The 18,831-nt window shown below is 66.3% G+C and carries 20 protein-coding genes; 15 read left to right on the top strand and 5 right to left on the bottom strand.

Going from position 1 to position 18,831, the window contains the following annotated elements; genetic code table 11:
* Positions 1 to 107: 107 nt before the first annotated feature.
* On the top strand, positions 108 to 1,052 hold the full coding sequence (dapF, locus tag QF031_RS12740; RefSeq protein WP_307428538.1) for a diaminopimelate epimerase: 945 nt from the start codon (positions 108 to 110) through the stop codon (positions 1,050 to 1,052).
* On the opposite strand, the gene QF031_RS12735 is transcribed toward dapF, so the two are convergent.
* Entirely contained in the window at positions 1,024 to 1,647 is a 624-nt protein-coding gene (locus QF031_RS12735; protein WP_307428535.1) for a class I SAM-dependent methyltransferase, read from the bottom strand. The two genes, dapF and QF031_RS12735, sit on opposite strands and share 29 nt — an antisense overlap.
* A 427-nt stretch (positions 1,648 to 2,074) precedes the next feature.
* Between QF031_RS12735 and hflX the strand changes: the two genes are divergently transcribed.
* Complete coding sequence (hflX, locus tag QF031_RS12730; protein WP_307428532.1) at positions 2,075 to 3,655, top strand: GTPase HflX; 1,581 nt, start codon at positions 2,075 to 2,077, stop codon at positions 3,653 to 3,655.
* Complete coding sequence (locus QF031_RS12725; protein WP_307428529.1) at positions 3,648 to 5,705, top strand: ATP-dependent DNA helicase; 2,058 nt, start codon at positions 3,648 to 3,650, stop codon at positions 5,703 to 5,705. Before hflX ends, QF031_RS12725 begins: the two co-directional genes overlap by 8 nt.
* Positions 5,706 to 5,786: 81 nt before the next feature.
* Here the strand turns inward: QF031_RS12725 and lexA are convergent, their stop codons facing one another.
* Complete coding sequence (lexA, locus tag QF031_RS12720; RefSeq protein WP_307428525.1) at positions 5,787 to 6,524, bottom strand: transcriptional repressor LexA; 738 nt, start codon at positions 6,522 to 6,524, stop codon at positions 5,787 to 5,789.
* Positions 6,525 to 6,883: 359 nt separating this feature from the next.
* Here lexA and QF031_RS12715 point away from each other — a divergent pair, with 359 nt between their 5' ends.
* The 8 genes from QF031_RS12715 (at position 6,884) to QF031_RS12680 (ending at position 13,199) form a co-directional block, all read left to right on the top strand.
* Positions 6,884 to 7,234, top strand: a complete 351-nt coding sequence (locus QF031_RS12715) for a LysM peptidoglycan-binding domain-containing protein (protein ID WP_307428522.1) — start codon at positions 6,884 to 6,886, stop codon at positions 7,232 to 7,234.
* Between the two features lie 108 nt (positions 7,235 to 7,342).
* Positions 7,343 to 8,461, top strand: coding sequence for a histidinol-phosphate transaminase (locus QF031_RS12710; RefSeq protein ID WP_307428519.1), 1,119 nt, complete (start codon positions 7,343 to 7,345; stop codon positions 8,459 to 8,461).
* Between the two features lie 60 nt (positions 8,462 to 8,521).
* Positions 8,522 to 9,148 (top strand): imidazoleglycerol-phosphate dehydratase HisB, encoded by a 627-nt coding sequence (gene hisB, locus QF031_RS12705; protein WP_307428517.1) that lies wholly within the window; start codon positions 8,522 to 8,524, stop codon positions 9,146 to 9,148.
* Positions 9,145 to 9,912, top strand: coding sequence for an imidazole glycerol phosphate synthase subunit HisH (gene hisH, locus QF031_RS12700; protein ID WP_307428514.1), 768 nt, complete (start codon positions 9,145 to 9,147; stop codon positions 9,910 to 9,912). Before hisB ends, hisH begins: the two co-directional genes overlap by 4 nt.
* Positions 9,913 to 10,071 carry a hypothetical protein gene (locus QF031_RS12695; protein WP_307428511.1) on the top strand — a complete coding sequence of 53 codons (159 nt, stop codon included), beginning with the start codon at positions 9,913 to 9,915 and terminating at the stop codon, positions 10,069 to 10,071.
* Positions 10,072 to 10,193: 122 nt separating this feature from the next.
* Positions 10,194 to 10,940 carry a bifunctional 1-(5-phosphoribosyl)-5-((5-phosphoribosylamino)methylideneamino)imidazole-4-carboxamide isomerase/phosphoribosylanthranilate isomerase PriA gene (priA, locus tag QF031_RS12690; RefSeq protein ID WP_307428506.1) on the top strand — a complete coding sequence of 249 codons (747 nt, stop codon included), beginning with the start codon at positions 10,194 to 10,196 and terminating at the stop codon, positions 10,938 to 10,940.
* A gap of 19 nt (positions 10,941 to 10,959) precedes the next feature.
* The gene (locus tag QF031_RS12685; protein WP_307428503.1) at positions 10,960 to 11,844 is read left to right on the top strand and encodes an SseB family protein; all 885 of its coding nucleotides are present in this window, start codon (positions 10,960 to 10,962) and stop codon (positions 11,842 to 11,844) included.
* Positions 11,845 to 11,903: 59 nt separating this feature from the next.
* Positions 11,904 to 13,199: an MFS transporter gene (locus QF031_RS12680; protein ID WP_307428500.1), complete on the top strand. Its 1,296-nt coding sequence runs from the start codon at positions 11,904 to 11,906 to the stop codon at positions 13,197 to 13,199.
* Between the two features lie 204 nt (positions 13,200 to 13,403).
* On the opposite strand, the gene QF031_RS12675 is transcribed toward QF031_RS12680, so the two are convergent.
* The gene (locus tag QF031_RS12675; RefSeq protein ID WP_307428497.1) at positions 13,404 to 13,790 is read right to left on the bottom strand and encodes a DUF1844 domain-containing protein; all 387 of its coding nucleotides are present in this window, start codon (positions 13,788 to 13,790) and stop codon (positions 13,404 to 13,406) included.
* 402 nt (positions 13,791 to 14,192) lie between these two features.
* On the opposite strand from QF031_RS12675, the gene infC reads away from it, so the two are divergent.
* The 4 genes from infC to QF031_RS12655 all read left to right on the top strand — a co-directional run bounded on the left by infC (position 14,193) and on the right by QF031_RS12655 (position 17,039).
* The gene (gene infC, locus QF031_RS12670) at positions 14,193 to 15,221 is read left to right on the top strand and encodes a translation initiation factor IF-3 (RefSeq protein WP_370874508.1); all 1,029 of its coding nucleotides are present in this window, start codon (positions 14,193 to 14,195) and stop codon (positions 15,219 to 15,221) included.
* Between the two features lie 118 nt (positions 15,222 to 15,339).
* A complete protein-coding gene (gene rpmI / locus QF031_RS12665) occupies positions 15,340 to 15,534 on the top strand; it encodes a 50S ribosomal protein L35 (protein ID WP_009358635.1) in 195 nt (64 codons plus the stop codon).
* Between the two features lie 118 nt (positions 15,535 to 15,652).
* Positions 15,653 to 16,042, top strand: coding sequence for a 50S ribosomal protein L20 (gene rplT / locus QF031_RS12660; protein ID WP_018763610.1), 390 nt, complete (start codon positions 15,653 to 15,655; stop codon positions 16,040 to 16,042).
* 70 nt (positions 16,043 to 16,112) lie between these two features.
* Entirely contained in the window at positions 16,113 to 17,039 is a 927-nt protein-coding gene (locus QF031_RS12655) for a TrmH family RNA methyltransferase (RefSeq protein ID WP_307428495.1), read from the top strand.
* Positions 17,040 to 17,154: 115 nt separating this feature from the next.
* Here the strand turns inward: QF031_RS12655 and QF031_RS12650 are convergent, their stop codons facing one another.
* Complete coding sequence (locus tag QF031_RS12650; protein ID WP_159632311.1) at positions 17,155 to 17,430, bottom strand: GlsB/YeaQ/YmgE family stress response membrane protein; 276 nt, start codon at positions 17,428 to 17,430, stop codon at positions 17,155 to 17,157.
* Between the two features lie 151 nt (positions 17,431 to 17,581).
* Positions 17,582 to 18,790 (bottom strand): MFS transporter, encoded by a 1,209-nt coding sequence (locus tag QF031_RS12645; protein WP_307428491.1) that lies wholly within the window; start codon positions 18,788 to 18,790, stop codon positions 17,582 to 17,584.
* Between the last annotated feature and the right edge of the window lie 41 nt (positions 18,791 to 18,831).

Genomic DNA, 18,831 nt, shown 5'->3' with positions numbered 1-18,831 from the left:
ACACGCCGCGCAAACAGCAGGAGCCGCCCACTGGGGTGACGTGCCGGTTGCTGCAATCCCAGCAAAGATTTTTAGCACGGGGAGGATCCGCCGCTACGCTTGGGACCATGAATGCTACCCCCGCAGAAACCACCGGATCCGCCCTGGGCACACTGAGCGGGCTCCGCTTTTCCAAGGGGCACGGCACCGGCAACGACTTTGTCCTGGTAGCCGATCCGGAGGGCACCTACGCCATCGGCGCCGACCAGTCCGCCGCACTCTGCGACCGGCACCGCGGAATCGGAGCAGACGGCCTGATCAGGGCCGTACCGTCCCGGTTCCTGCCCGAGGGCCGCGAACTGCTGGCCGATACCCCCGACGCGGAATGGTTCATGGACTACCGCAACGCCGACGGCTCGCTGTCCGAAATGTGCGGCAATGGAGTCCGCGTGTTCGTCCACTTCCTGCGGGCTGAGGGCCTGATCGACCTGCCAGACGGCGGATCCCTCACCATCGGCACCCGCGGCGGCGTCAAAACCGTCGTCCGCACCGGCGGGGGTTACGCGGTGGACATGGGGCCGTGGGAGTTCATTTTCCCCGGCGAAGCCAGCGCCAAGGCCATGGATTCCCTGGTCACCGCCGAAGGGCTGGAGGTTGCCCGGCCGGCGCTCTCCGTGAGTATGGGGAATCCGCATACCGTGGTGGCCTTGGCTGAACTTTCGGAACTGTCCGGGACCCGGCTCTTCACCGCGCCCAAAGTCGACCCGGTGCCGCCGAACGGCACCAACGTTGAGTTCGTGGTTCCCGCGGAGCCGCTGGTCCATGACGGCATCGGTTCCGTGACCATGCGGGTGCATGAACGCGGAGTGGGGGAGACCCAGTCCTGCGGAACGGGCGCCTGCGCTGCCGCCGTCGCCATCCGTCACTGGGCCGGAGCAGAGGCTCCCGACGCGTGGCGGGTCCACGTTCCCGGGGGAGTGGTGGGCGTGAAGTTCTTTGCCGGCCCCGGCGGGCACGAGCATGTGGAACTCAGCGGCCCCGCTGTCATTGTGGCGAGCGGGACGCTTTCGTAACTCTCAGGATCCGGAAGGACTTGGACGTTGACTCGCGGGTCACCGTGAACGAATCGTCCAGTTCCGCGGCCAGCCAGCGCTGCAGCGAATCCGAACCCAGGTTCTTCTGCACCACCAGCCATGCCGTCCCGCCGTCCGCTAGGCGTGGCAGCCAGAGCTTGAGCAGGGCGTGCAGTTCCTCCTTGCCGATCCTGATCGGCGGGTTGGACCAGATGGTGTCGAAGCGGACGTTGGGGTCCACCTCCTGGGGGGTGCTGGCGACGACGTTGGACAGTCCCAGCGCGGCCGCATTTTCGTTGGTCAGCGTGATGCAGCGCTCATTGACGTCCACGGCGTAGACCTTGGACTGGGGGGCCAGCAGGGCCATGGTCAGCGCAACCGGGCCCCAGCCGCAGCCGATGTCCAAGAGGTTGCCGTGGGGGTTCGGGTCCGGAACTTCGGCCAGGAGCACCGCGGTGCCTTTGTCGATACCATCGGGGCTGAAGATGCCGGTGGAGGTATGGAGGCGGCGCGGCTTGCCCGCCAATTCCACCGTGAGGGGCTTACGGGTGAAGGGGCCGGCGGGGGACGCGCTGAAATAGTGTGCTGACTCCATAACTCGCCAGAGTAGTTCCCCTTGCAGCGTAATGGGAAACCGCGCAGGAGCCGCTCTGCTAGGCTGGAACGCATGTTCCTGATCTTCGAGTAGCCGCACGGGCCATGCCCGTCCCGCAGGTTGTCCTCCACTGACAACCCGTCCCGCAGCGATGCAGGCTTTGCGCCTTCCGCTTGCGCACCGGCCAGATCATGGAGTCTGCCCGGCCGCCGGACGAACCTCGAACGTCAGCCTCCTGCTGCACGTCCCGCCATTCTCCGGCCCTCCCGCCGTGCCGCCGTTCCAAGGCGGCATTCCCAGCCCGGCATCGCAGCCGGCGCAGACCATCAGGAGAACCATGACCGCAGGCCGTAAGCCCAGCGCGAATACTTTCCAACTTCCACTCAATCAGCACTATTCTGGAATTGCCGAATCTTCAAAGGAGACCATGACCAGCCAGCCCAATACCGGTTCCGATCCAGCCGCCCAGGACATGAGTCCGCAGGAAATCCAGGCTGTTATCGACCGGATCCTCGCCAAGGACGTACCGGCCAAGAATGTCAGCACGCCCCGGGGTGAGGGCAGCGGTGATGGAAAAGCGGTGCTCGGCAGGGCCCAGGCCATTTCCCGCCTTGACGAAGAACATTCCACCTACGACGGCGACCAGCAGGACCTTGAGGAACGGCGCGCGCTGCGCCGCCGGGCGGGCCTGTCCACCGAACTTGAGGACGTCACAGAAGTCGAGTACCGGCAGTTGCGCCTGGAGCGCGTGGTCCTGGCCGGGCTCTGGTCCGAGGGCACGCTTGCGGACGCGGAGAACTCGCTGCGCGAGCTTGCCGCCCTCGCCGAGACTGCGGGTTCGGAAGTCCTCGACGGGCTGGTGCAGCGCCGCGACAAGCCCGACCCCGGAACCTTCCTGGGCTCGGGCAAGGCCCAGGAGCTCAAGGACATCGTCCTGTCAACGGGTGCGGACACAGTGGTGGTGGACGCCGAACTGGCCCCGTCCCAGCGGCGTGCCTTGGAAGACATCGTCAAGGTCAAGGTCATCGACCGTACCGCGCTGATCCTGGACATTTTCGCCCAGCACGCCAAGAGCCGTGAGGGCAAGGCCCAGGTGGAACTGGCGCAGCTGGAATACCTGCTTCCCCGCCTGCGTGGCTGGGGCGAGTCGATGTCCCGCCAGGCCGGTGGCCAGGTGGGTGGCGCTGCAGCCGGCATGGGTTCCCGTGGTCCCGGTGAGACCAAGATCGAACTGGACCGGCGACGGATCCGTACCCGCATGGCCAAGCTGCGGCGCGAAATCGCTGCTATGAAGCCCGCACGCGAGACCAAGCGGGCCAACCGCCGTCGTAATGAAGTGCCTTCCGTGGCCATCGCAGGGTACACCAACGCCGGCAAGTCCTCCCTGCTCAACCGCCTCACCGACGCCGGGGTCCTCGTGGAGAACGCACTGTTTGCCACCCTGGATCCCACCGTCCGCAAGGCCGAAACCGCCGACGGCCTCGGCTACACCCTGGCCGACACCGTGGGGTTCGTCCGTTCGCTGCCCACACAGCTGGTGGAAGCCTTCCGCTCCACGCTCGAGGAAGTGGCGGACGCCGACCTGATCCTGCACGTGGTGGACGTCTCGCACCCCGATCCGGAGGGCCAGATTGCTGCGGTCCGAAAGGTCTTCAGCGAAGTTGACGCCCGGAAGGTGCCCGAGATCGTCGTGCTGAACAAGGCCGATGCTGCGGACCCCTTCGTGGTGGAGCGGCTGAAGCAGCGGGAACCGCGGCATGTGGTGGTCTCGGCCCGCACGGGGGAGGGCATTCCGGAACTGCTGAAGACCATCAGCGAGTCGATTCCCCGGCCGTCGGTCAAGATGGAGCTGCTCATTCCGTACGATCGCGGCGACTTGATCAGCAAGCTGCACGAGTCCGATGCCGAGATCCTCAGCCTGGACCATGTCGAGGTGGGTACCAGGGCCGCTGTGATGGTCCGGGAGGGCCTGGCGTCCGAACTGGAACCATTCGTCGTCAATGACTGACCTGGCGGCCGGAGAAGCCGCGCAGACGGCCGGCGAGCAGTTCGTCATCGAACTGCTCGACCGTGCCGTCGCCGGCATGGGCGGGCAAAGCCGCACCGGACAACACGAAATGGCCCGGCAGGTGGCGCGGTCCATTGAAACGGGCAACCACCTGTTGGTCCAGGCCGGCACCGGCACCGGTAAGTCGCTGGCCTACCTGGTGCCGCTCATCGCGCATGCCCTGGAGAGCAACAAGCCTGCGCTGGTGTCCACCGCCACGCTTGCCCTGCAAACCCAAATTGTCGGCAGGGACCTGCCCCGGCTACTGAAGAACATCACCCCTGGGCTGGAGCGGCCGGTCAAGGTTGCCTTGGTCAAGGGCCGCTCCAATTACGTCTGCCGCCACAAGCTCGAAGGCGGCTTTCCCTCGGAGGAGCCGTCGGAAGGGCAGCTCTTCTCGCTGGGCGAGGACACCAGCGTGCCGCACTTCGCAGCGTCCGTGGGCGGACCCTCCTCGCAGCTTGGCAAGGAAGTGGTCCGGCTCCGCGAGTGGGCGGAGAAGACGGCTACGGGTGATCGGGACGAACTGCTCCCGGGCGTGACCGACCGTGCATGGCGGCAGGTGTCCGTGACGTCCATGGAGTGCCTGGGGGCCCAAAAGTGCCCCATGGCTGCCGAATGCTTCGCTGAACTCGCCCGGCAGGACGCTGCTGAAGCGGACGTTGTGGTGACAAACCATGCCATGCTCGCCGTCAGCGCATTCGAGGGACTTGCCGTCCTGCCCGAATACGACGTCGTGGTGGTGGACGAAGCGCACGAACTGCAGGACCGGGTCACCGGAGCCGTCTCCGGACAGCTGTCCGTCGCGATGGTCCACGCTGCCGCTTCGGGCGCACGGAAGCACACCGCCATCACCGTTGATGCCCTGAACGCGGCCGCTGCGAACCTTGAGCTGGCCCTTGCCGGTGCCCCGAACGGCCTGCTGCCCAATGGCTTGAACGATGAGCAGCTGGACTGCGTGGACCAGCTGCGCGAGGCGTGCCGGGCGGCGCTGTCCGACTCCAAGGGGGACAGCAACACTACGGCCGACGGCGGCAGGCAGCTGGCCAGGTCCCGCCTCATGCTCATCCTGGAACTGTGCGAGCGGCTGGTCGCCGCCCGGGAAAACCGGGAGGTGGTGTGGTTTTCGCGCGCCAGTACATTCGATCCCGGCCAGGGCTACTCGCAGCCCGACGAGAACGCACCGGTGCTCATCAACATCGCCCCGCTGTCCGTGGCCGGGCGGCTGCGGGAGGGCCTATTTGCCGGGCATACCGTGGTGCTGACCTCGGCCACCTTGGCCATCGGGTCCGCGTTTGAACCTGCCGCAGGAGGACTGGGACTTCTCGGCGATGGTGCTCCCAGCTGGACGGGCGTGGACGTGGGCTCGCCCTTTGATTACCCCAGGCAGGGCATCCTCTACGTCGCCGGACACCTGCCCAAGCCCGGGCGCGGCGTGTCCCAGGAGGCGTTGGAGGAACTGGAAGCACTGATCAAGGCCTCCGGCGGGGGAGCACTGTGTCTGTTCTCTTCACGGAGGGCTGCCGAGGAAGCGGCCGACGCCCTGCGGCCCAAACTGGATATGAGCGTCCTCTGCCAAGGGGAATCCACCATGACGGCGCTGGTCAAACAGTTCGCCGATGAACCGGACACCTGCCTTTTCGGGACCATGTCCCTGTGGCAGGGCGTTGACGTTCCGGGAGGCTCCTGCCGCCTGGTGGTCATTGACCGTATCCCGTTCCCGCGGCCGGACGATCCGCTGATGACGGCGCGTTCGCGCGCCGTGGCGCAGGCCGGCGGGAATGGCTTCATGTCCGTGTCAGCCACGCACGCTGCGATCCGGCTGGCCCAGGGCGCTGGGCGGCTGATCAGGTCCACGGGGGACAAAGGCGTGGTGGCCGTGCTGGACTCCCGGCTGGCAACCGAGCGTTACGCCGGATTCCTGCGCGGTGCCCTGCCCCCGTTCTGGGCCACCACGGACCGCAGCAAGGCGCTGGCCGCCCTTACCAGGTTGGGCGGGGAGTCCCGGTAGCTCCGGGAGTCCCCGCAGGGCGTGACCGGCCTCCGGGCTGATTCCCGGAGCGCTGGTCAGGAAGCCCGGCTGGGGAACGCTTCAGAGTGAACGCAGGACTGAGACGACCTTGCCCATGATGGTGGCGTGGTCGCCCAGGATGGGTTCGTACTGTGTGTTCTGCGGAAGCAGCCAAGTGTGGCCGTCGCGCTGGCGGAAGGTCTTGACGGTCGCTTCGTCATCGAGCAGTGCAGCAACGATGTCCCCGTTGGCGGCGTCCGCCTGTCGCCGGACCACCACCCAGTCGCCGTCGCATATGGCGGCGTCCACCATGGAATCGCCGGCCACACGCAGCATGAAGAGTTCGCCCTGGCCCACCAGCTGGCGGGGGAGGGGCATGACATCCTCGACGAGCTGCTCGGCCAGGATGGGACCGCCGGCAGCAATCCGGCCCACCAAGGGAACCATTGCCGTATCCAGTGCGGTGGGCAGTTCAGTCACTGTGGCACCCGGGCCGGGAGGCTGGGGCGCAGGAGAGATGCCCGCGGCTTTGCCGGCACCGCCGTCCAGCGTGAGGGGCATGAGCACTTCCATGGCCCGCGGCCGCTTGGGATCACGGCGCAGGTAACCGAGCTTCTCCAGCTGGGAGAGCTGGTGGGTGACGCTGGACAGGCTTGCCAACCCGACGGTATCGCCGATCTCACGCATGGAGGGCGGGTACCCGTTCTCATTGACTGAGCGCTGGATGGTTTCGAGGATCTTCTTCTGCCGGGGGGTCAGGCCCTTGGTGGTCCTCTTGGTTTGCGGGGCTGTCCTGCCCCCGGCGGCTGCTGCTGCCATATTCGCCAATGCCTTTCGCTTGCCGCCGAATCGTCCGCCCTGGCGCTGGCCTGCGACCGCCGCCGGTAGGACTCCCACTGTCATTGTCAGACCCTGCTGGTCAACTTCAGGGGTGGTTGTTCTTTGGTTCCAAAGTTAGGCCAGCCACAGTGCTTTTTCAAACATTTGTTCTAGCGAGTCTCGACATTGTTCGTTGATAGGTGCTAAAACTTAACCAGCAAAGTTCGAACATGTGTTCTAACCAGCGCGTGCCCTATTCGAAAACGTGGCCGGAGAGAGTTCCGGAGCGGGGTCTGAATGGTCGGGGCGGCCGCCGGCGGACACCCGGGCAGCACGGCAGGTCCAGGAGGGCTCAGTTCATGTCAGCATCAACTCGTCACAACGTTTCACCATCCGCGGCACCCCTGCGCCTTACCCGCCGGGGACGGATCGTCCTGATTGGAGTCCCATTGGTACTCCTCACCGTTCTCCTGCTCTCGCTGTCGGGGTTCTTCAACTCGCCGGCCAAGGCCTCCGACTCCTCGGCGGACCTGGCCGTGACGCCCACGGTCACCGTGACGGTGCAGCCAGGCCAGTCGCTGTGGACCATCGCCGGTGCGGTGGATCCGGACCGCGACGCCCGGGACGTGGTGGCGGACATCGTACAGCTCAACAACCTCAGTGCCGGCTCCGTCCTGCCTGGGCAGCAGCTGTTCGTTCCAACACGCTGATAGCCGCTGCCGGCGCCCGGCGGGTTCCCAGGGCTGCCTGAGGCACGCCGAGGGCGAACAAAACCTGTCACATTTTCCGGTCGTTGCCACGGCAACTAAACTGTTCAGGTGAACGACCAGCTAGAACGTCTGAACCGGCTTCCCCTCCGAAACAACCTTCGCGGGCTCACCCCTTACGGGGCGCCCCAACTGGACGTCCCCATCCTGCTGAACGTCAATGAGAACACCCATGGTGTCCCGGCAGACGTGCGCGCCGCCATCAGCGCCGCGGTGACAGAGGCCGCCGCTGGCCTCAACCGCTACCCTGACCGGGAGTTCACCGAACTTCGGAGAGCCTTGGCGGAGTACCTCGGGCATGGCCTCGACGAAGCCAATGTCTGGGCAGCCAACGGTTCCAATGAGGTCCTGCAGCAGATCCTCCAGGCCTTCGGCGGCCCGGGCCGTACTGCCCTGGGCTTCCCGCCCACGTATTCCATGTACCCGCTGCTGGCCAGCGGAACAGACACGCAGTACATCACCGGGGAACGCGCGGAAGGCTACGACCTGAGCGCCGAGTCCGCCGCCCGCCAGGTCAAGGAACTCGGGCCGAACATTGTGTTCCTTTGCTCGCCCAACAACCCCACTGGAACCGGACTGGGTCTGGACGTCGTGGAAGCTGTCTACGAGGCCGGGGAGGACAGCCAGGCCATCATCATCGTCGACGAGGCCTACCATGAGTTCGCGCATGACGGAACGCCCAGTGCACTGACCCTGCTGCCGGGCCGTGAGCGGTTGATCGTCTCACGCACCATGAGCAAGGCATTTGCCTTGGCCGGCGCCCGGCTTGGCTACATGGCTGCCGCGCCCGAGGTAACCGATGCCCTGCGGTTGGTGCGCCTGCCGTACCACCTTTCTGCCATCACGCAGGCCACGGCGCTTGCCGCCCTCGCACACCGCGAGGCGCTCATGGCCGACGTGCAGGACATCAAGGCCCAGCGGGACCGGATTGTTTCGGAATTGACCAGGATGGGCCTGACGCCTGCCGCCTCCGACTCCAACTACGTCTTCTTCGGCGGACTGGAGAATCCGCACCAGGTCTGGCAGGAGCTGCTGGACGCCGGTGTACTCATCCGCGATGTCGGCATCCCCGGCCACCTCAGGGTCACTGCAGGCACTGAGGCGGAAACCACCGCCTTCCTCACGTCCCTGGAACGCATCATTGCGGGCCGGGCTGCGCTTCCCGCCTAGACTTGTAGTGCGGCGCTGGACGCCTTGAACCACTTCTCCTCCCACTAAGGATCCCTCACCATGAGTCCAACCGGATCGAATACGGCCGCGGCCCGGACCGCCCGCATGGAGCGTGCCACCAGCGAGTCCTCCGTCCTCGTGGAGATCAACCTCGACGGAACCGGAGTGTCGGACATTGACACGTCCGTGCCGTTTTATGACCACATGCTGACCGCCCTGTGCAAGCACTCCCTGATCGATATGACGGTCAAGGCCACCGGCGACACCCACATCGACGTCCACCACACCGTGGAGGACGTCGCCATCACCTTCGGCGAGGTCCTGCGCACTGCCCTCGGCAACAAAGCGGGAATCCGCCGTTTCGGGGAAGCCACCGTGCCGCTGGATGAAGCCCTTGCCAACGCAGTCGTGGACGTCTCCGGCCGCCCCTATCTGGTGCACGGCGGCGAGCCGGCGGGCCAGGAGTACCACCTGATCGGCGGCCACTTCACCGGGTCCCTCACCAGGCACGTCTTCGAAGCCATCACGCTGCACGCCGGGATCTGCCTGCACATGAACGTGCTGGCCGGCCGGGACCCGCACCACATTGTCGAGGCCCAGTTCAAGGCCTTCGCCCGCGCCCTGCGCGCTGCCATCGAACCGGACCCCCGCGTTGAGGGCATCCCCTCCACCAAGGGCGCGCTGTGAGCGGGCAGGTACTGAAGGACGGCGCAATTATCGATCCTTCAGCAGCCCGCAAGCTTGCCTCACCCGAAGGCAAGCCCACGGTCACCGTGCTGGACTATGGTTCCGGAAACGTCCGCTCAGCCGTGCGCGCACTGGAACGCGCCGGTGCGGAAGTCATCCTGAGCTCCAAGCCGGAGGACGTGCTGAACGCAGATGGCCTGGTGGTGCCCGGCGTCGGCGCCTTCGAAACCGTGATGCGCGAACTCAAGGCGGTGGACGGTATCCGCCTCATCGGCAGGCGCGTTGCCGGCGGCCGCCCCGTGCTGGCTATTTGCGTTGGGCTCCAGGTCCTTTTCGAGGCAGGGGTGGAACACGGCACCGAAGCCGAAGGCATCGGTGAATGGCCCGGCAAAGTAGAGGCCCTTCCCGCGGAAGTTGTCCCGCACATGGGCTGGAACACCGTCAAGGTCCCCCAAGGCTCCAAACTCTTTGCCGGCGTCGAAAACGAGCGCTTCTACTTCGTGCACTCGTACGGCGTGCAGGAGTGGAACTTCGACGTGGTCCAGCCGCGGATGGCTCCGCCAATGGTCACGTGGTCCGAGCATGGCGCCCCGTTCATTGCCGCCGTCGAGAACGGCCCACTCTGTGCCACCCAGTTCCACCCCGAGAAGTCCGGTGACGCCGGTGCCCGGCTGCTGCGCAACTGGGTGGAAAGCCTGCGCAAGCCGGCCAGCGGCAGCCCCGGGACCGGTGCAGCACCCGCCGACGCCGGCAGCGGCGCCTAGATGTGGTCGGTACTGCTGATGGGCCTCGCCGGCATCCTGATCGGCGGCGGCATTTCCTTCCGGCAGCAGCGCAAGCCGCTGTGGACCCAGGTGACGTTCTATGTCCTGGCCGCCATGTCGCTGCTCGCCGCCTACCTGCTCACGCTGCCGGCCAGGTAACCACCGGCCGCCCGCCGGCTTGAACGCCGGCAGGCGGTCCGGCAGGCGGTCCGGCCGTCACGCAACGGCATGCCTGAACCCCGCCCCCGCCCCCAATCCAAGAACCAACACCGAGGATGAGTATGACCACCGCACATGACCTTCCGGTCCTTGAACTGCTGCCCGCCGTCGACGTCGTCAATGGCCAGGCCGTGCGGCTGGTCCAGGGCGAGGCCGGCAGCGAGACCAGCTACGGCACCCCTGTCGAAGCAGCCCTCAACTGGCAGCAGCAGGGCGCCGAATGGGTGCACCTGGTGGACCTGGACGCCGCTTTCGGGCGCGGCTCCAACGCCGAACTGCTCCGCGAGGTGGTGGGCCGGCTGGACATCAAGGTGGAGCTTTCGGGCGGCCTCCGCGACGACGAGACCCTTGAGGCGGCCCTCGACCTGGGCGTGGCGCGGGTCAACCTCGGTACCGCAGCGCTGGAGAACCCCGAGTGGACCGCCCGGGCCATCGAGCGCTTCGGCGACAAAATCGCCGTCGGGCTTGACGTCCGCGGAACCACCCTTGCGGGCCGCGGCTGGACCAAGGAAGGCGGGGACCTGTGGGACGTGCTGGGCCGCCTCGAAGAGGCAGGCTGCGCCCGCTATGTGGTAACCGACGTGACCAAGGACGGCACGCTGCAGGGACCGAACGTGGAGCTCCTGCGGCAAATGGTGGAGAAGACCGGCAAGCCGGTGGTGGCCTCCGGCGGAATCTCCAGCCTTGACGACCTCAAGGTCCTCCGCTCGCTGGTACCCCTGGGCGTCGAAGGCGCCATTGTGGGCAAAGCCCTGTACGCCGGTGCCTTCACGCTGCCCGAAGCGCTCGACGTCGCCGGCCGGCGCTAGGCCAAGCGGCAGCCAAGCCATGTCCAACGTCGAAGAACCGGAACGCCCTGCAGCCCGCCGGCTGCCCGGACACATTGCCGCAGCGCTGGCCGGTGCCGGCGGTGCCTCGGACTCCGCGGGCCAACCCTGGGCCGGGCGGAGCCTTGCGGGCGATGACGCCAAAATCCACAATTTCGAGGACGACGACGGCACGGCCGACGCCGGCTACGTCGCCGCGGTTGCCGCACTGCGCGAGGGACGTGGCGGGGAAGCCGGCGTGGTTGCCGCGCTGGCAACCACTCGCGTATTCATACCGATCGTGGCGCAGCTGGCTGAAGAAGCAGAAACCGGCCATGGGCTGCACGCCGACAAGCAGGCGGACATGGCCCTGGTGACGTTGAAGGCAGCCGACGGCAGGACCGCGCTGCCGGCATTCACCTCGGCCGCCGCGCTGTCGGCATGGCACCCGGAAGCCCGCCCGGTAGCCGTTTACGCCGCGCGGGCGGCGCTCTCGGCGGTCGCTGAAGGAGCGGAACTCCTGGTCCTGGACCCGGGCGCCGACGTGACGTTCGTGGTCCGCAGGCCCGGCGTTTGGGCCCTCGCCAAGCAGCATGACTGGGTCCCCTCCTACGATGACCCGGAGCTGGCGGCCGAAATGGGCCACGCCGTGTCCGGCTTCGCCGCCATTCGCCGGCTCGAACTCCTGCCCGGCAGGGGAGTAGCCGCCAGGGCTGCCGACGGCTCGGTAGTTCCAGGCGGCGGTGCCGGGCCGGAACTGCAGGTGGTGTTGTACCTGGAGGACGGCCTGGACGCCGCTGGTGTCCAGGAACTGGTTGCCGGCCTCCAAGCGGAGTGGTCCCGGAATGTATTGTTTGGGGAGCGCGTCGATTCCCTTGAAATCAAACTGAGGCGCGCACCCGACTAGCCAGGCAGCCGATGGGTGATCCCCGCCGGGGCTGCGGCGCACCCTGAAGGACCGCTTTCGTGAATTTCGCTCTCTACCGGGAGTTGCTCGCCATCCGGCCTATCCGCCGGCTGCTGCTGGTGGGCATGATCGCCCGCATCCCGCACTCGGCCGCCGGGGTTCTGCTCACCCTGCACATCGTGCTCACCCTGGGCCAGGGATATGCCGCTGCCGGTGCCGCCGCAGCTGTCATGACCATCGGCATCGCCTTGGGCGCGCCATGGCGTGGCCGGCGCGTAGACACTGTGGGGCTGAGGACTGCGCTCATCCCGTCCGTGATCTCGGAGACGGTGATCTGGTCGGTAGTGCCGCACGTGTCCTACCAATGGCTTCTTCCGCTGGTCTTCGTGGGCGGCCTGCTTACGCTGCCCATCTTCAGCGTGGTCCGGCAATCCCTGGGTGTCCTGGCGGAGGGAGACCAGCGCCGCACCGCATTCGCCCTCGATGCCATCACCACGGAAATGGTGTTCATGATCGGCCCTGCGGCCGGCGCCGTAGTAGCCACGAGCGGCTTCAGCATGGCGGGCCTCACGGTGGTGGGAGTGGCAACCTCCCTCGCTGGCTTGTTCCTCATGTGGTTCAACCCGCCCACCCGCAGCCAGGGCCTCACGGTGGAATGCGCGGAGGATGAGCAGCATGCTGCCGAGGTTGCGGTCGTGTCCACGGCTCCGGCCCATCTGCAGGAAGCCGCCGCGGAACTGGCCCCCGCCGGGGCTGCCACCAGTGCGGCGCAGGGCCTGCGGGGAAGACTGGCAGGCGGCTTCTCGTGGTTCACCGCGACGGTCGCTGCGCTCTTCGCCGTGGCCGCCGGCGCCGGAATGGTCCTCAGCGGCACGGACGTTGGCATCGTCGCCGCTCTTGAAATCGGCGGACACCAAAGCGAAATCGGCATCGTCTTCGTCTTCTGGTGCGCCGCTTCCGTGGTGGGCGGCTTGATCTACGGCGCCATGCACCGGCCCATCCCGCCGATCTTCCTGCTGCTGGGCATGGCCGCACTGACACTGCCGATGGCTTTCGCCCATGACACCTGGACGCTGGCCTTCGTCTCCGTCCTTCCGGGCCTGCTGTGCGCGCCCGTGCTCTCGGCGGCTTCCGAAAAGGTGGCCGACCTGGTGTCGGAGGAGCGGCGTGGAGAGGCCATGGGCTGGTACGGCTCGGCCCTGACCGCCGGTGTTGCCCTCGGTTCGCCGCTGGCCGGCGTCTTTATAGACCTCATGGGGCCGTCCGGCGGCTTTGTGTCCGTCGGCGCCGCGGGTGTGGTGCTGTGCGTGGTGGGCCTGGCGCTCCAGCGGCGCCGCCGGAAGGCTGCCGCCTGACCGGTTGCCCGGTCATCGATTGTTCCCCACCCGCGCCCTCACCTCGCAAGCTCGGCCAGGGAACCCTGCGGGCGTGGGCCCACGTATTTGTCCTTTTGGCCCGGCTAAACGGCAGATACGGAGCAATGGATGGTTAAAGCGCGACGGCGGGACGACCTTCAAAAGGCCGTCCCGCCGTCGGACGTTGCTTGGGGGAGTTCTTCCCTAGTTCACTGCCCCGGTGAACTTTTCACCCGGGCCCTTGCCCGGAGCATCCGGAATCAGCGACTCCTCGCGGAATGCCAGCTGGAGGGAACGCAGTCCGTCGCGCAAGGGACCGGCGTGCTGGGAGCCGATTTCGGGGGCGGCCGCGGTAACCAGGCCAGCCAGTGCCGTGATCAGTTTCCGGGCCTCGTCCAGGTCCTTCAGCTCGGCGGCGTTGTCTTCCTCGGCCAAGCCGAGCTTTACCGCGGCGGCGCTCATCAGGTGGACTGCGGCCGTGGTGATGACCTCGATGGCGGGGACCTCCGAGATGTCCCGGATCTGTTGGGAAACGTCTACGCCTGCGTCACCGGGCTCGAAGACGTACGAATTACTGTCTGAGGTGCTCATACTGGTAAGCTTGACACAGAACAACTGGATGTCGTTATTTCAGGGATTGTCCCAAACAATCAGGTTCCCAACAGCGCTTCACCGCGTTGACGGGAATTTTTTCTGTAGAATGGCATGCAGTTTGCAAGCGGAGTTCTCTCCCACCCGCGTCAGCCGCTGTCCCAGGCGTTCCATTTGGAACCTGCCAGGGACGTAAGGTTGCCGGGTACCTGGTTGGGCACGGACCGGCATTTGACGGCACCGTGTACGTGCGGCCCCCTTCAGGGGTTGCCAGCCAACTTGTTTGAGGCCTTCGATTGCTCCGGCAATTGGGGGCCTTCTCTATTTGCCGGACTCAACAACAACCACAGGAGCTTTAACATTAGCGAGCCAAGAATCAATGAGCGTATCCGCGTCCCCGAGGTGCGGCTGGTCGGACCTGCAGGTGAACAGGTAGGAATCGTCCGTATCGAGGATGCCCTGCGCCTGGCTGCCGAATCCGACCTTGATCTCGTTGAAGTTGCACCTCAGGCGAAGCCTCCGGTGTGCAAGCTGATGGACTTCGGCAAGTACAAGTACGAGGCCGCGGTCAAGGCACGTGAGGCCCGGAAGAACCAGACGAACACGGTTCTGAAGGAAATCCGCTTCCGCCTGAAGATCGACACCCACGACTACGAGACCAAGCGCGGGCACGCCCTCCGCTTCCTCGGTGCCGGGGACAAGGTCAAGGCCATGATCCAGTTCCGTGGCCGTGAGCAGCAGCGTCCGGAGATGGGCATCCGCCTGCTCCAGCGCTTCGCCGACGACGTCGCCGAAGTTGGCGTGGTGGAGTCCAGCCCCCGCATCGACGGCCGCAACATGGTCATGGTGGTTGGCCCGCTGAAGAACAAGGCCGAAGCCAAGGCTGAAGCACGCCGCGCCACGCAGCGTGCCGAGGCCAAGGCGCAGAACGAAGCCAAGGCTTCGGGACGCGTGGACACCTCCGGCGAGGACCAGGCCCCCCTGACGCAGTCACTGGCGGACCTCCTGCCGGAAGGTTTCACCGTGTCCACCGAACCGGAGGCTGCCGCTCCGGAGCAGGAAGCTCCGAAGCAGGAAGCCCCCAAGGTCGACGTTCCGAAGCAGGAAGCCCCCAAGGCTGCCGCTCCAAAGCAGGAGGCGCCGAAGGCTGCCGCTCCAAAGCAGGAGGCGCCGAAGGCTGCCGCTCCAAAGCAGGAGGCGCCGAAGGCTGCCGCTCCGAAGCAGGAAGCCCCCAAGGCGCCTGCGCCCAAGGCCGCCCCGGCTCCCAGGCCTGCGGCTGCCGCCAAGCCGGAAGCGGCCGCACCGGCGGCGCCGAAGCCGGCTGGTGTGCCTGCGCCGCCGAAGCCGGTGGCCAGGCCTGCTGCACCGAAGCCTGCTGCCCGCCCTGCCCCCAAGGCAGTGCCGAAGCCGGCCGGTAAGAAGACCAACTAGTTCACAGCTGCCGGGGCGTGTCCCCGGCAGTCAGCAACCAGCATGCTGCCCGCAGGGGTGGCTGCGCGATAGAACTGCCGGCCCCCGGGTCCGCAGAAACGTAAGGAGATCGGTTCCCATGCCGAAGATGAAGACCCACAGTGGTGCTAAGAAGCGCTTCAAGCTGACCGGCAGCGGCAAGCTGCGCCGCCAGCAGGCCAACCGCCGCCACTACCTGGAGCACAAGTCCAGCCGCCTGACCCGCCGCCTTGCCGGCGACAAGATCGTCTTCAAGGGCGACGCCAAGGTCATCCGGAAGATGCTCGGCATCTAGTTTCCAAGTTTATTGATGGACCGCCTACCGGTGGTCCGTCACCTGCCAAACAGCCTTCTCAGGCCGCCGGAACACCGGCAACAGATGCTTGGGATCAGATTTTCGAAGGAGTACGCACGTGGCACGTGTGAAGAGGGCGGTCAACGCCCACAAGAAGCGCCGGGTTGTTCTTGAACGGGCGAAGGGTTACCGCGGACAGCGTTCGCGCCTGTACCGCAAGGCCAAGGAACAGCTGCTGCACTCGTTTGTGTACAGCTACGGTGACCGCAAGAAGAAGAAGGGCGACTTCCGTCGCCTGTGGATCCAGCGCATCAACGCTGCTTCCCGCGCAAACGGCCTCACCTACAACCGCCTCATCCAGGGCCTGAAGGCCGCTGAGGTCGAGGTTGACCGCCGCATGCTGGCCGAGCTTGCCGTTTCTGACGCCAACGCCTTCGCCGCACTGGTCCAGGTGGCCAAGGACTCTCTGCCGGCAGACACCTCCGCCAAGAAGGTTGCCGCAGCCTAGTCAGCCGCTGCCGCCCCTCGCCTGAGGGGCCAGTTCAGGAACTGGAAGCGTCAGCTACTACAGTTCTTGTATGAACGAAACCGGGCGCCCGCAAGATCTTCCACTGTCCAATCCCCGAGCCGATCGGGTGAGGGACGTGGCAAAGCTTGCAGGGCGCCCGGCCCGTTTAAAGCGCGGCCAGTTCCTGGCTGAAGGGCCGCAAGCAGTCCGGGAGGCACTCAAACTCCACCAGCAGCGGCTTGCGGCAGGTGCTCCCGGGGTGGTCACCGAGGTGTTCGCCAGCGAAAGCTGCCTGGACCGATTTCCGGAGTTTGAAAAACTGGCGCAGGGCACAAACGCCCGGGTGGCCACCGACGACGTCCTGGCCGCCATGGCGGATACCGTCAACCCGCAGGGGATCGTCGCCGTCTGCCGTTTCGTGGATGTATCCCTGGCGGACGTGCTCGACGCCGGCCCCAGGTTGATTGCCGTACTGTGCCAGGTCAGGGACCCGGGCAACGCAGGCACCGTGCTGCGCGCGGCGGACTCCGCCGGCGCCGACGCCGTCGTTTTCACAGCGTCAAGCGTGGACATCTACAACCCCAAGGCGGTGCGCTCCACCGCCGGCTCGCTGTTCCACCTCCCCGTGGTGCTGGCCGCGGACTCCACCGAACTGGCCGCCGCATGCAAGGCCCGCGGCATCGGCGTCCTTGCCGCCGACGGTTACGGGCAACTGGACCTGGACGTCCTGCAGGATGAGAGCGCCCGCCGCAGGCTCACCGGCGCGGGCCCCGAATCCATATACGACCTCGCTCAACCCACCGCCTGGCTTTTCGGGAACGAGGCGCAGGGGCTTTCCGAAGAGGAGCTGGAACTTGCGGACCACCGGGTGGCCGTCCCCGTCTATGGCGCCGCTGAAAGCCTCAACCTCGGGACCGCGGCCACCGTCTGCCTCTACGCCAGCGCCCGGTCCCAGCGCCGGATCCAGGCTGCCGCGGCCACCGGAAGCGCAGGGTAGGACGGCGGCGGTAGGACGGCGCGCGTCCGTTCGTTGCTGTCGAGGGCATCAAGACGAGGGCACAAAGAAAGGCCCCGGAAATCCGGGGCCCCTTGGTTATTGATTGACAGAGTGCTTAGGGTGCGCGGCTGGCTTTTCCGCGTCCGGTGACTGCTCCGTAGATGCCGGCGACAACCAGGCCGCCGACGATTGCGAGGATCCAGGTGCCGAGGTCGAAGAAGGCAAGATCGCCCTTGTTGAACAGGAGGCTGCCAATCCAGCCGCCAACAATGGCTCCGACGACACCCAGGATGAGGCTGGTCACCCAGCCGCCGCCTACCCGTCCGGGCATAACGGCTTTAACGATGGCCCCAACTATCAGGCCCAAAATAATCCAAGCAAGAAAACCCATGTCTCCTCCTCATTGTGACCGGGATTAATAGTCCCGATGAGGCTCAAGCTAACATACGCACCCCCCAAAGTCAGTAGCTCAGGGGGCGGCGTTGCCGCATCGTTAGCCCGCCTTCCCGGTAGGGCATCGGTAAGGGCCACGGCTGCGTAAATCAGGCCTTCAGCGGCCTTTTGCGTTCCATCAGGCCGCTGAAGAGGGCGACGCCGAAACCGAGGAGCGCGAGGACGGCACCGACGAGTGCCGGGGCAACGAAGCCCCAGCCGAGGGCGATGACGAGGCCGCCGAGGAAGGCTCCCAGGGCATTGGCTACATTCAGTGCGGCGTGGTTGAGTGAGGATGCCAGCGAGGGTGCGTCCGGCGAGGCGTCCAGCAGCCGCGTCTGCAGGGCGGGAATCAGCATCGAGCCGGACGCTCCCACTACGAACACCATGACCATGGCACTCCACGGCCAGTGTGCTGCCACAGCGTAAACCACCAGGGCCACGGCAACGGCCGGGAGGACCCAATACAGGGTGCCCATGACGGATCTGTCGGCCAGCCTGCCGCCCACGATGTTCCCGGCCACCATGCCCAGCCCGTACAGCGCCACCACCAGGGGGATCAGTGCGGACGGGATGCCGGCCACCGCGGTCATGGTGTGGGCGATGTAGGTGTAGGTGGCGAAGAACCCGCCGAACCCCACGATCCCCACCAGGAGGGCCAGCCACACCTGGAGCCGCTTGAGGGCGCCGAGTTCACGCCTGATGCTGGCATCGGGGTGCGCAGCCTGGAAGGGTACGTACTTCCACACCATGCCCAACGCCAGCAGGCCAATGGCGCCCACCAGGACAAACAGCAGGCGCCAGCCGAACGTCTGGCCCATCCACGTGGCGAACGGTACCCCCACAACGTTCGAGACGCTCAGCCCGGCCATGACCATGGAAATTGCCCAGCCGCGCCGCGTAGGGGGAACCAGCGACGCGGCGATGACCGCGGCAACTCCAAAGAAGGCCCCGTGAGGGAGGCCGGCGGCAAAGCGGGATATGAGCATCGATCCGTAATCCGGGGCCACGTACGAGCTCAGGTTGGCCAGGGTAAAGAACAGCAGGAGCCTCATTGCCAGCTTCTTGCGGGGGAGCTTGGCGCCGACGGCGGCCAGCACCGGAGCGCCAACCACCACTCCCAGCGCGTAAGCGGAGATCAGGTGCCCGGCCTCGGGAGTGCTGATCCCCAGGCCCTGTTCCACTTCCTTCAGCAGGCCCATCATGGTGAACTCGGTGACGCCGATGCCTACACCGCCCATGGCCAGGGCAAGGATGGCCACTCCGATATTGGGGGCCTTGGTGCCGGCTGCCGTGGTCGGGGAAAGAACGCTGCTCATATGCCTGCTTTTCGAAGGGTGGAACGTGGAAGGGGGCGATG

The sequence above is a fragment of the Pseudarthrobacter defluvii genome, from assembly GCF_030816725.1.
GTDB classification, from domain to species: domain Bacteria; phylum Actinomycetota; class Actinomycetes; order Actinomycetales; family Micrococcaceae; genus Arthrobacter; species Arthrobacter defluvii_A.
This window is presented reverse-complemented; position numbering and strand designations above follow the sequence as displayed.

Excerpts from the sequence above, each read along its gene's own strand:
- dapF (WP_307428538.1), top strand. The coding sequence starts at position 108 with ATGAATGCTACCCCCGCAGAAACCACCGGATCCGCCCTGGGCACACTG.
- QF031_RS12735 (WP_307428535.1), bottom strand. The coding sequence starts at position 1,647 with ATGGAGTCAGCACACTATTTCAGCGCGTCCCCCGCCGGCCCCTTCACC.
- hflX (WP_307428532.1), top strand. The coding sequence starts at position 2,075 with ATGACCAGCCAGCCCAATACCGGTTCCGATCCAGCCGCCCAGGACATG.
- QF031_RS12725 (WP_307428529.1), top strand. The coding sequence starts at position 3,648 with ATGACTGACCTGGCGGCCGGAGAAGCCGCGCAGACGGCCGGCGAGCAG.
- lexA (WP_307428525.1), bottom strand. The coding sequence starts at position 6,524 with ATGGCAGCAGCAGCCGCCGGGGGCAGGACAGCCCCGCAAACCAAGAGG.
- QF031_RS12715 (WP_307428522.1), top strand. The coding sequence starts at position 6,884 with ATGTCAGCATCAACTCGTCACAACGTTTCACCATCCGCGGCACCCCTG.
- hisB (WP_307428517.1), top strand. The coding sequence starts at position 8,522 with ATGAGTCCAACCGGATCGAATACGGCCGCGGCCCGGACCGCCCGCATG.
- QF031_RS12695 (WP_307428511.1), top strand. The coding sequence starts at position 9,913 with ATGTGGTCGGTACTGCTGATGGGCCTCGCCGGCATCCTGATCGGCGGC.
- priA (WP_307428506.1), top strand. The coding sequence starts at position 10,194 with ATGACCACCGCACATGACCTTCCGGTCCTTGAACTGCTGCCCGCCGTC.
- QF031_RS12685 (WP_307428503.1), top strand. The coding sequence starts at position 10,960 with ATGTCCAACGTCGAAGAACCGGAACGCCCTGCAGCCCGCCGGCTGCCC.
- QF031_RS12675 (WP_307428497.1), bottom strand. The coding sequence starts at position 13,790 with ATGAGCACCTCAGACAGTAATTCGTACGTCTTCGAGCCCGGTGACGCA.
- rpmI (WP_009358635.1), top strand. The coding sequence starts at position 15,340 with ATGCCGAAGATGAAGACCCACAGTGGTGCTAAGAAGCGCTTCAAGCTG.
- QF031_RS12655 (WP_307428495.1), top strand. The coding sequence starts at position 16,113 with ATGAACGAAACCGGGCGCCCGCAAGATCTTCCACTGTCCAATCCCCGA.
- QF031_RS12650 (WP_159632311.1), bottom strand. The coding sequence starts at position 17,430 with ATGGGTTTTCTTGCTTGGATTATTTTGGGCCTGATAGTTGGGGCCATC.
- QF031_RS12645 (WP_307428491.1), bottom strand. The coding sequence starts at position 18,790 with ATGAGCAGCGTTCTTTCCCCGACCACGGCAGCCGGCACCAAGGCCCCC.